The following is a 13,977-nucleotide window of genomic DNA, read 5'->3' as shown; positions in this document are numbered from 1 at the left end:
TGTATAATGCCCGCCACTCGCTCCCGTAGCTCAGCTGGATAGAGCGGTCCCCTCCTAAGGGACAGGCCACTGGTTCGAATCCAGTCGGGAGCACCAGATACAACGAGGGATTAGCATCTTTATGATGCTAATCCCTTTGTCATTTTCGGCCCGTTTCCCCTCTCGGCTACACGCTATTACCCCAAGGCCTGATGCAGAGTGCTTGCGGCATTGTGAGGGAGTAAAAAGGGGCATTCAGGCAAACAAGGTCGATAAGCCTCAGTCAACGATCTCTATGAATCCTATCTGGGAGATAGCCTATTTGAAGGCGCACTGCGCCGGGTCAAATACCGCTTTCCAGTCCTTTTTCATGTCGACCACTGTCCAGCCATATTTGGGCGCCAGTTTCAGCCCCTCCACCAGAGTACCGCTGCTGGGGGGATGGCTGTCATAGGCATATTCCCGCTTCTCATCCGTATGGCGAACAATCAGGCCAAATGGCTTGAAGTCAGGATTGCTCGTGGTGTACTGCAACATAGGAACATCTCCGTCACTGTTGCCAAATGCACCCACCGGACGCTGGCCCATAAAGAGGTGGATAGCGGCAGGTTTGGCGGCCTCATCATCGTAATAGGCCCCCTTCATCGTCTTCCTTATCGAGGTGCCATCCTCTGCCACCGCAAACTCGCCCAGCGCAAAAGAACCCACCACTTGCTCGGGGGGAATGCCGTACATCTGCTCGGCGAAGACGCGCATAAAATCGATGCCACCACCGGAAACTATCCAGGTTTTGAAACCATTATCCCGCAAATATTCAAGCAGTTGCTTCATGGGCAGATAAGCAAGTTGGTCATAATGGCAACCAAAGCGTGGATGCTCGCGGTTATCCAACCAGTGTCGAACCCGCTTGGCATATTCCTCTGTGGTCATGTCACTGTGAGTCAAGGTCAGCAACTGCAAGAGCCCTTTCTTGCCCGACTTGACCAAGGCCGGCATGTCATTGGCCAAGACCGCCTTGACGATGGCATCTTGCTGCCACTCGGGGTGTTTCGGGGCGAGCCGCTTTATCTCATCGATGGCAAACTGCAACTGGAAGGTCAGCGGAGCCTCGGGCCAGAGGGTGCCATCGTTGTCAAAGACGACATAACGCTTGTTGACCGGAATGAAGGTGTTGGTGCCCACTTGGGTCGCACCAGCCACCCAGGCTTTGATGGAGCCCTTGGCCGCCGTCTCTTGCCAGGCCGAGAGAGGGTCGGGAACGCTTTCGGCATTCGCACAAAATGCCGTGCCCAGGATCAAGGCGCAGAGTATGCGGTTTAGCTTCATCTTCATTTCTCCTTCGTCGTCGGGATGAGATCGGGTAAGGGAACAGGATCCCAGAATCGTTTCATGGCGGCCTGGGCAAACAACCAGCTACGCCGGAGCGGACGACGTGCCAGGTATCCGGCACCAGCCAAGATGATGAGTATTGAGATTGTCAGTACATACCACCATGGGTGAGCCTGGGTCGAGGCACGCAACACAGCTTCCCGACCGGCGGCTCGGGGTGCCCCTATCCGGTAATCGGCTCCGGGAAGTTCGGCCAATTGCCACTCTTGCCGCTCGGTATCCCACCACCTCAAAGCGAGCGGTGGAAGAGTGATGGTGCCTTGTTGCACGGGCAGATAGCGCAGTCGCTCTTCGCGTTGGCCACCAAGGAAGTCGCCTCGCCCAGACTCCAGCAGCCCACTCACGGGGGTGAGTCGCTGGGTTTGCGTTCCTTGGATGGCGTAGAGCAGTTGCGGTATTTGTGCGGGCACGGCGCCCTCTGCCTTCACCGTCACCTGACGCTCGATCGCGTCGCCGGCATGCAGGCTATCGCCCTCTCCTGCACGATAAAGTGCAATCTGCTGTGTCAGCGTCACCTTGCTGGCGGGCAAAAAACGATCCGGTTGCCGGACATCCGCAGGCCAGGCGATCGCTTGCTCTATGGCAGGCAGTTGAACCGTATGAGGCGCCTGCCCCGCCGAGGAGAGGGTCACCTCCATCGGTGCAAACCTGAGGGTACCCTGATCCCAGGCAGCCACCAGTTTCTCCAGCCGAATACCACTCCAGCTCTTTCCCCCCTCCTGGCGCGTCAACAGCTGATTGGGCAGCGGGGTGGTCAGCAGGGCACCATTCTCGACGACCATATCGGGCCAGCTTGGCGGCGGGTTGAACCAGGAATCTGTCCAGTAAGTCACGGCAATGCGCAACGGTTGGCCCGGCACGACCTTGGCAGGTGCCACCAGCTCACGGCTGATATTCATCTCGCTGTGCCCTGGAAAACTGATGATCAGCAATAGCAATAGCCAGTGTCTCATTGGCCCTCCGGCGCGTCGGCCTGATAAAGATTGCGCAGCAAGCCCGCAGGAGAAAGTTGCACATTGTCATACCACTGCTCCAACTGGGGATTGGCAGTGTCACCTGGTTGGATATCCTGCTGATTGACCCCCTCCCCTTTTTTCAGATCATCTTTGATCTCATCGGGATCAATCCCCTCTTGCTCCTCTTGTGAGGCCTCTTTATCCCGCTCTTTTTTACGCAGTTGCATGATGATCTCGGCTATCTTGGCACGGTTGGTCTGTGCCATCTCCCAGTCGGGCCGCAGACTGAGGGCCTGATCATAACTGTCGATCGCCTGTTGCCAGGATTTCTGCTGGGCATAGCTGTTACCAAGCCAGAGCAGAGACTCCGGCGTCGCTGGCGCCTGGCGCAAGGCGGTTGAAGCCGCCACATAATCCCCGGCGTAATAGCTGGCTAGCCCCCGGCGCAAGGGCTCCTCAAACTGTTGCGCCGCCTGGGCATAATCCTGGCGATCAAACGCAAGCTGACCTTGCTGATCCCCTGTCAACCACCAGTTGATCCAAGCGGCCTCGCTGTGGCCGGAGTAGAGGCCGAGCGGCAAGGCCACCAATGCCACACACAGCAGTTGCCTGCGCCAAAAGAGCAGCAGCACCAAGATGGGAATCACCAACCAGTAGCCACTGTCTTTCCACTTCAGATCCTGGCGTGCATTGTTCTGCGCCTGCACCGCATGGGCGATGTTGCCCGAGATGGCGGCGATATCCCCATCATCAGCACTGGCCAGGGTAACCGGGATGCCGGCATCTTGCAGGGACTGAAACTGGTCGACATTGAGCCGGGTATCGATACCGCGTTCGGCATAAGCCGCCGGCATGGTGCCCCCTCGCTCTGTGCCCACGACCCAGACCTGCACGGGGAGTCTGGACCCGGTCAAGAAGGTCGCCTCCTCGGCCGTGATGGCATCCGCGACGATCAGCAAGCTGTTTGCCCCATCCGGGGTGTCAGGTAAGTTTTTCTGCGCCAGATCAATGGCTTGACCTAGAGCCGAACCATCCCCCTTGGGCATCAATCCCGGATCTTGCGCGTCGAGAAAGAGGGAGAAGAAGTCCGGATCCTGGGTCAAGGGCGTGGTCAGGTGCGCAGAACTGTCATAGACGATGAGCCCAAATCCAGTGCCGGGGGAACGCGACACCAGCGACATTATCTTGTGCTGCATGCGTTGGTGGCGACTGGGGGTCAGATCTTGCGCATACATCGCCAGATCCTGTTGCAACAACACCATGACACTGCTCTGTGGCGACAAGGCTGCGGGCAGCTGCTTCTGCCAACTCGGTCCCGCCAGCCCAATCACCCCCAACACACACAATAGGGGTAACAGCTGCAGCAAGGGCCTTGTTTGCCCGATGATCAGTGCCTTGGCCACCGGCTTGTCCATGACCTGGTACCAGGCACTTCGCGAATGGCGGACCACAAACCACAGGCCCACGCAGAGCAGCAAGCCCAGCAGACGCCAGGGGTAGAGGAAATGAAAATCGCTCATGTCAGGCTCTCCTTGCGATGAGCCACCAGGGTCGAGAGCAACAAGAGCAGCAGGGCCAGCAACAAGGGCCATTGGTATAAGGGCTGCTGCCAGGACCAGCCCAGGGTTTTCACCTGTACCGGCGTCAGCTCATCAATGGCTTGCCAAGCGCTATCGAGGGCCGCGCCCGTGCGCGCAGCTTGCCAGCTACGCCCCCCGGTGATGTCGGCTATCTGCTTTAACAGTGCAAGATCGACCTTGTCATCGCCCTCACTCTGTTCATTCCCAAAGGCGATGGTGTGGATCTGCACCTGATGCTTGGCGGCCAACTGGGCGGCCAGGGTCGGCGCCAGCTGCGAGGCGGTATCATTGCCATCCGTCAACAAGATGACTAACTTGCTGGTGTCCCCATCTTGTCCCTTGTCTAGCATCTTGACCGCAACCCCGATGGCATCCCCAATGGCAGTCTGCTCCCCTATCATGGCGGGAGCGAGCTGGGTGATGCGAGCCTGTAGCGCATGCTTATCCGCGCTGATCGGCGCAAACGGGTAAGCGTTGCTGGCAAAAATAACCAGACCCATTCTGTCTTGTTTTCGTGCCGAGACAAACTTGGCGACAGAATCCTGCATGGCTTTCAAGCGGGTATCCCCCCCTGGCAGATCATTTTTCCCCATGGACCCAGAGACATCGAGGATCAGCACCATGTCTCGCATCGGTTTGGTGATGTGCTGAGGCGGGGTCAGCAACTCGGGGCGAGCCAGTGCACAGACCAACAACCCCCAGATGAGCCAAAACAGCAGGCGCTGCCACACACTGGATTGTGGCGGCGCCGCCTTGAGGTTCAGCTCTTCGATCAGATGAGGGAGAAAAGGGACCCGTACATACTCTGCAAGTGGCCGCTCTTGGGGTAGCAAGAAACGACTGATGAGGGGCAACATTATCAGCAACCAGGCCCAGGGCCAGGCAAAGTCAAACCGGGATAGCCAATCAGACATGAGGCAGGCTCCCTATCCAGGTTGCGACCTGCTGAACCAATCGGGCATTTTGTTCATCAGACAACTGATTATCCTGTTGGCAGTAACGCTCGCACAACAGGGATCGCAGTGCCTCGTCGATGGGAACGCCATCCAATAATTGCACCGGCGAGAGGGCTTTCGCTATGTCGGCGCGGGGTCGATGCATGAGTAAAATACGTTTGATCATGGTGATCCAACCATCGGCATCTTCCAGCGTGGTAAGCAGCTGGCTTGCCTCACGCCGCCACAGGTTGCGCCGCCAACGGGCGAGACGGCTTATCAGCATAACAAGCGCCCCCAGCAGCAGCAGGGTAGCCAGCAGATACCAACCTGGGGCCTGTGGCAACCAAGAGACACTGGCTGGCAAGGGGGGGTGCAGCAACTCGGGTACGGTAAAGCCTTTTTCAAGCATTCATGCCCCTTTCTGGAGTTGCCGAACCAGATCCTGGCTGGTCACAATATGATGAACCCTGGCACCTAACCTGCTCAGACGCTGCTCCTGGTCTGCCAGCCGCTGGGTGATCGCCCGTTGAATCTCCTGGGTCATGGAGGTCGAGAGCGACACTGTGGCATCGAGTCCCTGATAACGGGCTCCCACAGTCCCCTGAGTGGGGAGCCGCAGATGGAGATCGTCATAGACGACGAAGGCATTCACCTCACAGCGGCGCCTTAACCCCGCAAGGATGGCTTCACAGCGCGTATCCAGATCGTGAAAATCACTGATCATTGCCAGCCAGGCTCCCGGCGGGATCAAGCGATGCACCTGCTGCAATACCTCGGCCAATCCCAACTCTTTCTGGGGCTCGGCAGGGTAGCGCTGTACCAAGGCTTGATTGAAGCGGCTGATGTCCTCAAGCACCGGTCCCAGATTCTGTTTCGGGGAGCGGCAAGGGTGGACAGCCAGATCCTCATCGCTAAATACCACGGCCCCCAAGCGGTCGCTGTCATGCCAGCTGCGCCAGGCAAACAGGCCAGCTATCATGGCGGCCGCCACCGACTTGGTTTTGCCTCGCGTGGTGAAATACATATCCAGGCGTTGGTCAATCAACAGGAAAACGGGCCTCTCCCGCTCCTCGTTATAGAGACGAATCCAGGGAGTACGCAGGCGTGCCGTGGCTTGCCAGTCAATAAGGCGCACGTCATCACCCGCCTGATAGCGGCGCAGCCCTTCAAAGTTCAAGCCCCGTCCCTGCTGACGGGAGACTCGCTCCCCGGCAAGGGCTCCTGGCGAAAGCCGCTCGGGGGCATTGTTGAGCAACTTGGCCTCCCCTGCCAGCGCCATCAATGCGGCGCGATCGATGCTGAATAATGGTTCCATCAGGCGACAACGGTCTCGAGCAGTGTCCGGATGGCATCATCTGCCGAGAAACCGTCCGCATTGGCCTGATAGCTCATCATCAGACGATGGCGCAACACGGCAGGGGCAATATCCTTGATGTCTTGTGGCAAGACGCTGTCACGTCCTGCCAACCAGGCGTTGGCTCGGGCGCAGCGCTCCAGTGCCAATGTTCCCCGTGGACTGACCCCGAGGCTGATGTAGCTCGCCAGGGCGTCACTCACCCCTTGCGGATGGCGGGTCATGGCCACCAGGTTGACGATATAGTGCTCCATGGCCGGGGCAACATGGACTCGGGATACCTCCTGCCAACAGGCCTGTAGATCCTGTTGCCCCACCAGTTTGTCTGGCATCACAGAGGGCGCACTGTCTGTGCCGGGGCTGATGCCCTCATACTTCTCCCGCTGTTCTGCCCTGACCAGTTGCATGACAAGCTGTTCGTTCTCTTTGGAGGGATACTCCACCAACACTTTCATCAAGAATCTGTCCAACTGGGCCTCTGGCAGTGGCCAGGTCCCCTCCTGGTCGACCGGGTTCTGAGTGGCCAACACCATGAAGAGCCCTGGCAATGGCCAGCTTTTCCCAGCCACGGTCACATGGCGCTCTTCCATCGCCTCGAGCAAGGCCGACTGCACCCGGGCGGAGGCGCGGTTGATCTCGTCGGCGAGAATGATATTGCCAAACACGGGGCCAGGTCTGAACCTGAACTGCTCTTCCTCCGTGGTTGCATGCTGCTGGTAGATTTCGCTGCCGGTAATATCCGATGGCAGCAGATCAGGCGTGAACTGAATCCGGCTATATTCCCCTTCTATCTGTCGGGCAAGCGCGCGCACCGCGCGGGTCTTGGCCAAGCCTGGCAAGCCCTCCAGCAGCACGTGCCCATCGCATAGCAACGCGATGATCAGCATCCTGACCAACCCCTCTTGCCCGATCACCTGTTCATTCATGCGCAGCTCAAGCTGGCGCAGCTTCTCCCTGTGACTCATGAACGAGCTCCCGATTGTTCGTTTTGCAAGATAGTGGCAATCCCCACCACCATGGGCTGGGCGAAGTCGAAGAAGGCCTTGATGCCCGGGCAGAGGTAGTTGAGGCCCAACTCGCCATCAGGGGTTCTCACTATGCGATTTTTAGGGCACTCCCCCCAGCACAGGCTGAGGTAAGGACAACGCTTGCAGTAGTCAGGCAGGGTATCTTTCTTGCCGAACCCAAAGGCTTTCTGACGCTCGGAAAAGGCCATGTGCGCCAGTGGGGTGGTCTCAATATTGCCCAACTGATATTCCGGATAGACGTAGTGATCGCAGGAATAGATATCGCCATTCTTCTCAACGGCCAACCCCTTGCCACAAAACTCCGAGGTGATGCAGATCTGGGCAGGCATCCCCATGGTCTGGGCAACCGCCGTCTCGAACAGATTGACCTGCACACGGCCCAGATCGTTGTTGACCCACTCCTCAAACACCGCGATCAGGAAGCGTCCCCAGTCATCGGGATCGACCGACCAATCCGTCACAATAGAATCCAGATCTCCCGGTTTGGCCCGTCGCGATCCCGTTACGGGAATGGTGTCGTCATGCCAAAACTGCGGCGCGGTTGACTTAAAATCGACAGGTTCAACACAAGGGTTGAACTGGATGTAGGTTGCCCCCAGCTCCTGAGTCAGAAAACGATACACCTCGAGGGGGAAGCGAGCATTGGTGCGGTTGATGGTGACGAGGGCATTGAAAGGAACCTGATGGCGCTTGAGCGCGGCAACCCCATCCATCACCTTATCGAAGGTGGGCTTGCCGCTGCGGGTCAGGCGATATCTGTCATGTAACTCACGGGGCCCGTCGATGGACAGACCCACTAAAAAATGGTGTTCCTTCAGGAACTCGGCCCATTGATCATTGATCAGGATGCCATTGGTTTGCAGGTCATTCTCGATGCGTTGACCCGGCTTTTTATATTGCTGTTGAAACTTGACGACCTTGTGGAAAAACCCCAGGCCCATCAGCGTTGGTTCACCGCCTTGCCATGAGAAGACAACTTGTTCTCCATCCTGGCTGGCAATGTATTGACGGACAAAATTTTCCAGCACCTCATCGCTCATACCAGTATGGCGATCCTGATGCAGCAACTCTTCTTTATGCAGGTAGAAGCAGTAGGTGCAATCTATGTTGCAGGTTGAGCCTGTCGGCTTGGCCATCACATGAAAACGCCGCACCCAAGCTGGTCCCTTGCCGATATATTTCTCTGCCGACGCCAAGGCTTTAACAGGCAATGTTGTGCTGTGCTTCATAATGCTCCCTAAAGAGGGGTGGGGAAAATCCCCACCCAAATACATCTATCAGTTGTTCTTGGAGCCATTCTCAATCAGCGCACTGACATCAGAGACGGTGAAACTGCCCGGCTTCTGCCGTGGCGGGAACGCCTCGAAGCTCTTGATCATGTCTGTTGCGTATTTCTGCGCACCGCCAAGCAGATAGAGGCGATCATAGAACCAGGCGTTGTAGCCCATACCATCAGTGCCCTTCTCTAACGGATCCACTTCCAGATCGAAGATAAGGGGCACACGCAGCTTGGTGAAGGGATACTTCCACACATCCATGCCTGCGTGTTCCTGGATCATGAAGTGGGCCTTCCAGCGACCGTAGCGCATGGCAAGCAGGTCGCCGTCATCACTCCAGTAGAAGAACTCTTTACGTTGGCTCGGCTCCTTCCCTTGCAGATAGCCAAGCTGGTTATAACCATCCAGATGAACCTTGTAGGTCATCTTGGCGGTCTTGTAACCCTTGAGCAGCTTGTCCTTGATGTCAGGCTCGCCCGCTGCGGCCACCAGGGTCGGGAACCAGTCATTACTGCCAAAGATATCGTTGATCATGGTGCCCGGTTTGATGTGCCCCGGCCATTTGGCCATGGCCGGCACCCGGAAGCCCCCTTCCCAACCGGTGTTCTTCTCGCCGCGGAACGGTGTAATGCCGGCGTCAGGCCAGGTTGCCGTCATGGGACCGTTATCCGTGGTGTAGACGACGATGGTGTTGTCTTCGATACCGAGGTCTTTGATCTTCTTCAGGACCTCGCCAACCATCTTGTCGTGCTCGACCATGCCATCTGCGTAATCACCCAAGCCAGTCTCACCCTTGCTGCCATCTTTCAGGTGAGTCTTGTTGTGCATGCGGGTGGTGTTGAACCAGGTGAAGAATGGCTTCTTGGCCTTGACCTGACGCTCCATAAAGTCGTTGTTGGCGGCCAGGGTCTCTTCATCGACAGTGCCCATGCGCTTGATGGTAAGCGGGCCGGTATCTTCAATCTTGCCATCGGCACTGCTCTTGATGACGCCGCGCGGGCCAAACTGCTTGCGGAAGGCGGGGTCTTTCGGGTAATCCGAGTTCTCCGGCTCCTCTTCCGCATTCAGGTGATAGAGGTTGCCCATGAACTCGTCGAAACCATGGGCGGTCGGCAAGAATTCATCGCGATCCCCCAGGTGGTTCTTGCCAAATTGGCCGGTAGCATAGCCAAGATTTTTCAACATTTCGGCTATGGTGGGATCTTCTTTTTGCAGACCCTGAGGTGCCCCGGGCATCCCTACCTTGCTCATCCCGGTACGAAACGGCATCTGACCGGTAATGAAAGAGGAACGGCCTGCCGTCGAGCTCTGCTCCGCATAGTAGGAGGTGAACTTGGCCCCCTCTGCAGCAATGCTGTCGATATTGGGGGTCTGGTAACCCATCATGCCCTGGTTATAGGTACTCAGGTTCCAATAACCAATGTCATCACCGAAGATGACCACTATGTTGGGTTTTCCTTTGTCTTGCTCTGGGGCGGTTTTGGCCGCGTCGGCAGCATGTGCCGAAGAAGTAGCACCAAAGGCCAGCGTCAACATGCTGGCGATCAAGGTCCTTTTGGATGGTAGGCTGTTCAGCATTCTCATGACTCCATTTTTTAGAAGGTCGGACTCAGTGTATAGACAAAGCAACTTAGGATGGTTGCCTTTGTTTATAAAACACACCGTTTCAGCCACCCGACATACGAAAGTGCCACATTAAAATGAGCACTAACACAAAGGGTTAACTCCAGCAGACTCGATGCATCGCTGGATCCCGGCTCGGCGCTGGTACTCATTTTTATGCTTGCAGCGTATGACGACATTGTGATGGCAGCACTGTCATACTGTGTCACAAATGAGCCACCATCAACCATGATACGGCCTGAACCAGAGGTCACTTCTGAGGCCCCAGCTTTGTGATATGCCTCGCAAAAGCGTGAGGGAAGCGTCTGGAGGTTGGGGGGCGCCGGGCGGTTCAGACCGCCGCCAGGGGTAAACCTCGGGTCAATCCAGTTGGCAGGAGCAGGTTTATCGAGCAAGAGTCCGTTTAACGCGGCTTTAAGGATGTGATCGAGATTAACTAATACAAATAAAAACAATTATCATTTGTTGTCATGAAAAAAATCCTCGGATAGAATTCGGGCTCCTTTGCTCGAGAAGACTCTTGTGATCCCTAAGCTCCACAGTGCCTACCCCTCGTCGGTCATACATTTAGCACTATTAATCAATATGTTATCTATGGGTAGCATGATGATGGTGATGCCGCTTGGGGCGGATCTGGTGCTTTATCTGGGCATGGCACCCGAGCTGACCGGTTACTTCAGTGGTGGCGCGACCCTGGGGGCGGCCCTGGTGGGACTCCTCGCCGCCCCCTGGCTGGATCGCTTCAATCGACGCCCGGCTCTGCTGCTGCTGCTCACCCTGCGCTTCCTGCTGCTGATCGCCTGCTCTCTGGTACAAAACAGCCAGCAACTGCTGATCCTCTTCATTCTCTCCGGCTGTGTCGCCGGCCCGCTCTCGGCCATCTTGATGGCGGCGGTGCTGGATCTGGTACCCCCGGCCGAGCGGGGCCGCAAGCTGGCCTATGTCGGCATGGCTTTTTCCCTCGCCGCCATATTGATAGTGCCTCTCTCCCTGACGCTCTCTCAGTGGTTCGGCTGGCAGAGCCCCTTCCTGTTGCTCGGCGGCGCCGGGCTGCTGCTGGTGTTGGCCGCCTATCTGCTGCTGCCCTCCCTGCCGGTCAAGCAGGAGCCGAGTCTGGTTGGCATCTGGCGTCTGGCAACATCCCCCCTCTGCCAGGGAGCCCTCACCGTGCTTGCCCTGCAGATGGCCGGCCACTTTCTGCTCATTCCGCACTTTGCCAACTACTTCCAGTTCAACCTGGCTTTCCCCCGGGAACAGATAGCCGCCCTCTACCTGTGCGGTGGCCTGGCCAGCATGGCAACCATGCGGCTGTGCGGTGTCTGGATTGATGGCGGCCGCGCTCAGGGTGCCATCCTGATCACCAGTCTGCTGCTCGCGCTGGTCACCTTCGTTGGCTTCGCCCAGCCCTTGGGGCTGCCCATCTATCTGTTGTTCACCCTGTTTATGGCGCTGAGCTCGGCCCGCTCCAGCACCACCCTGGCCATCACGGCGGCCATCCCCGCCCCCCAGCAGCGCGCCGCCTTCATGTCATTCCAGGGGACGGTCACCAATATTGCCGCCGGGCTCGCCAGCCTGGGATCGGCCCGCTATCTGCAATCGGATGAACAGGCCCGTCTGCTGGGCTTCGACACCCTCGCCTGGCTCAATATCGCCTGCACCCTGCTGGCTTGCCTGGGTGTGGTATTGCTGCTCAGGGCACTGAAGAATTCACATAACAATAATAGGTCTGACAAGCAGGTCAGACAGGGAAGTTAGTGAGCCTAACAAGCTGTTTTTCCTCAACAATAAATACGTTTAAATGGAGTTTTGACATGCAGTTCACCCCCGGCTTTCCCTTGAACCCGTTGCAAACCAGCCTGATCTCCCTCGGCCTGCTGGCGATGCCAGCCCTGGCTCAGACTGAGCCAACCAAAGCCAACGAGACCATAGTCGTCACTGCGACCCAGACCAAGCACACCGAGTTCACCGCACCGGCCAGCGTGTCCGTGGTGAGCCGCGCCGATCTGGACAAGATGAACGTCAATAACATTGGCGATGCGCTCAAGCATGTGCCGGGTGTCAACATCATCGCCACCAACCCCACCGGCCGTAACGAGATCAAGATCCGTGGCATGGGCGGTGACTACACCCTGCTGCTGATCAACGGCAAGCGCGTCAATGCCCGCGAGACCCTGGGCAGCGCCTATGGCAACGACTTCGACCTGAGCTCCATCCCCATGGCGGCCATCGAGCGCATCGAGGTGATCCGTGGCCCCGTCTCCTCCCTGTACGGTGCCGATGCGCTGGGCGGCGTGGTCAACGTGATCCTGCGCCAGGCCAAGGAAAAAACCGAGGCAGCCGTGGCCTACACCCACACCATGCCCACCAAGGGTGAGGGTGGCGATGCCAACCAGGGCAGCGCCTTTGTCTCTGGTGCCCTGATCGACAACAAGCTGCTGGGCAGCGTGGTGGTCGAGGGGTATCAGCGTGACAACTGGAAGAGCGAGCAGAGCAACAACCCGGATGCCGATGCCCTGGAAAAGCGTGAAGTGGTCAACGTGCTCTCCAGCCTGAAGTGGCTGGTCAGCGACAACCAGGACATCGATTTCGATCTGGGCTACAACCAGAACGACATGGACAGCTACTTCAACAACGTGCCGCGCGCCCCGACCGCACCGGCCACCCCGCACAACGTGCAGGAGCTCGATCGCCTGAGCCTGGGGCTGACCCACAATGGCCGTTGGCAACATTTCGACAGCCGGGTCCGCTACTACTTCGAGCAGACCGATCTGATGGATGACTCCCAGCTCAATGGCGGTGCCGCCGATGTCACCCAGACCAACAACACCGTCGACGGTCAGGTCAGTGGCTACCTTGGGGATCACCTGCTCACCTCGGGCGCCGAATTCCGCGATACCGAGCTCGAGCACAGCCGCAACATCACCACTGGCAGCGTCAGCGCCAGCCAGAGCGCCGTCTATCTGCAAGACGAGTTCGGCTTCGGCGATCTGGCCCTGACCCTCTCCGGTCGCCTCGATCACCACGAGACCTATGGCAACGAGTTCAGCCCCCGTGCCTATGCCCTCTACACCCTGACCGATGAGTGGGTGCTCAAGGGCGGTATCGGCAAGGCGTTCAAGGCCCCGACCCTGGCCCAGTCCAGCGAAGGCTTCTCCACCACCGCCTGTCGTGGCGCCTGCCAGGTGATCGGCAACCCGGATCTGAAGCCGGAAACCGCGGTCAGCTATGAGTTCGGTACCGCCTACGAGGCCGATCGTTTCGGTGCCGGTGTGACCGGTTTCCACAACGAAATCGAAGACTTGATCCAGAGCGATCAGTGGGGCCCTGGCTACCGTCCGACCGTGATGACCTACCTCAACGTCAAGAAGGCCCGCATCAAGGGTCTGGAACTGACCGGTTGGGTCGATGTGCTGGACAATGTGCAGCTGGGCGCGAACTGGACCCTGCTTGACTCCGTCGATCGCAGCACCGGCGACGATCTGGCCAAGACCCCGGATCACACCGGCAACCTCAGCCTGGACTGGCAAGCGTCCGACGTCGTCAGCGCCAACCTGGCCTGGCAATATGTGGGCAGCCAGATCATCAAGGTGCCGGCGCGCAACGCCCAGGCGTTCAAGTCCGAGAGCTACCAGACCCTGGATCTCAACACCAACTGGACAGTGACCCAGGCCCTGGACTTCAAGCTCGGCATCACCAATCTCACCAACACCCAGCGAGACGAAGTCGCCACCGACGCAGACTTCATCCTGGAAGGTCGCTCCGTCTACGCCGGCGTAGAGTACAAGCTGTAATAACCCCTGTATGCGGGAGCCCAAGCGGGCTCCCTTTTTGCGTTTCTATCGTCTCGATTTAA

11 protein-coding genes and 1 tRNA gene are annotated in these 13,977 nt (G+C 57.9%); 3 read left to right on the top strand and 9 right to left on the bottom strand.

The window, feature by feature from the left end:
• The first annotated feature begins 19 nt into the window (after positions 1-19).
• Positions 20-96, top strand: a tRNA-Arg gene (locus KYK33_RS06000).
• Between the two features lie 201 nt (positions 97-297).
• On the opposite strand, the gene KYK33_RS05995 is transcribed toward KYK33_RS06000, so the two are convergent.
• The 9 genes from KYK33_RS05995 to KYK33_RS05955 all read right to left on the bottom strand — a co-directional run bounded on the left by KYK33_RS05995 (position 298) and on the right by KYK33_RS05955 (position 10,037).
• Entirely contained in the window at positions 298-1,305 is a 1,008-nt protein-coding gene (locus KYK33_RS05995; RefSeq protein ID WP_224432368.1) for an HAD family hydrolase, read from the bottom strand.
• A 2-nt stretch (positions 1,306-1,307) separates the two neighbouring features.
• Positions 1,308-2,321 carry an oxygen tolerance domain protein gene (locus tag KYK33_RS05990; protein WP_224432367.1) on the bottom strand — a complete coding sequence of 338 codons (1,014 nt, stop codon included), beginning with the start codon at positions 2,319-2,321 and terminating at the stop codon, positions 1,308-1,310.
• A complete protein-coding gene (locus KYK33_RS05985; RefSeq protein WP_224432366.1) occupies positions 2,318-3,844 on the bottom strand; it encodes a VWA domain-containing protein in 1,527 nt (508 codons plus the stop codon). Before KYK33_RS05985 ends, KYK33_RS05990 begins: the two co-directional genes overlap by 4 nt.
• On the bottom strand, positions 3,841-4,818 hold the full coding sequence (locus tag KYK33_RS05980; protein ID WP_224432365.1) for a VWA domain-containing protein: 978 nt from the start codon (positions 4,816-4,818) through the stop codon (positions 3,841-3,843). Before KYK33_RS05980 ends, KYK33_RS05985 begins: the two co-directional genes overlap by 4 nt.
• Positions 4,811-5,251 carry a DUF4381 domain-containing protein gene (locus KYK33_RS05975; RefSeq protein WP_224432364.1) on the bottom strand — a complete coding sequence of 147 codons (441 nt, stop codon included), beginning with the start codon at positions 5,249-5,251 and terminating at the stop codon, positions 4,811-4,813. Before KYK33_RS05975 ends, KYK33_RS05980 begins: the two co-directional genes overlap by 8 nt.
• On the bottom strand, positions 5,252-6,157 hold the full coding sequence (locus tag KYK33_RS05970) for a DUF58 domain-containing protein (RefSeq protein WP_224432363.1): 906 nt from the start codon (positions 6,155-6,157) through the stop codon (positions 5,252-5,254). It abuts the gene before it with no gap.
• Complete coding sequence (locus KYK33_RS05965; RefSeq protein ID WP_224432362.1) at positions 6,157-7,161, bottom strand: AAA family ATPase; 1,005 nt, start codon at positions 7,159-7,161, stop codon at positions 6,157-6,159. The genes KYK33_RS05970 and KYK33_RS05965 overlap by 1 nt, the downstream gene beginning before the upstream one ends.
• The gene (locus KYK33_RS05960) at positions 7,158-8,378 is read right to left on the bottom strand and encodes an anaerobic sulfatase maturase (RefSeq protein WP_224432361.1); all 1,221 of its coding nucleotides are present in this window, start codon (positions 8,376-8,378) and stop codon (positions 7,158-7,160) included. Before KYK33_RS05960 ends, KYK33_RS05965 begins: the two co-directional genes overlap by 4 nt.
• A gap of 123 nt (positions 8,379-8,501) precedes the next feature.
• Positions 8,502-10,037 carry an arylsulfatase gene (locus tag KYK33_RS05955; RefSeq protein WP_224432360.1) on the bottom strand — a complete coding sequence of 512 codons (1,536 nt, stop codon included), beginning with the start codon at positions 10,035-10,037 and terminating at the stop codon, positions 8,502-8,504.
• 672 nt (positions 10,038-10,709) lie between these two features.
• Between KYK33_RS05955 and KYK33_RS05950 the strand changes: the two genes are divergently transcribed.
• Both KYK33_RS05950 and KYK33_RS05945 read left to right on the top strand, forming a co-directional pair.
• Entirely contained in the window at positions 10,710-11,879 is a 1,170-nt protein-coding gene (locus KYK33_RS05950; protein ID WP_224432359.1) for an MFS transporter, read from the top strand.
• Between the two features lie 56 nt (positions 11,880-11,935).
• Positions 11,936-13,915 carry a siderophore amonabactin TonB-dependent receptor gene (locus tag KYK33_RS05945; RefSeq protein WP_224432358.1) on the top strand — a complete coding sequence of 660 codons (1,980 nt, stop codon included), beginning with the start codon at positions 11,936-11,938 and terminating at the stop codon, positions 13,913-13,915.
• Positions 13,916-13,977: the final 62 nt, after the last annotated feature.

The organism is Aeromonas rivuli (genome assembly GCF_020149575.1).
Taxonomy (GTDB): Bacteria; Pseudomonadota; Gammaproteobacteria; order Enterobacterales; family Aeromonadaceae; genus Aeromonas; species Aeromonas rivuli.
The sequence above is the reverse complement of the archived record's forward strand: the minus strand, read 5'-3'. Positions and strand labels throughout refer to the sequence as shown.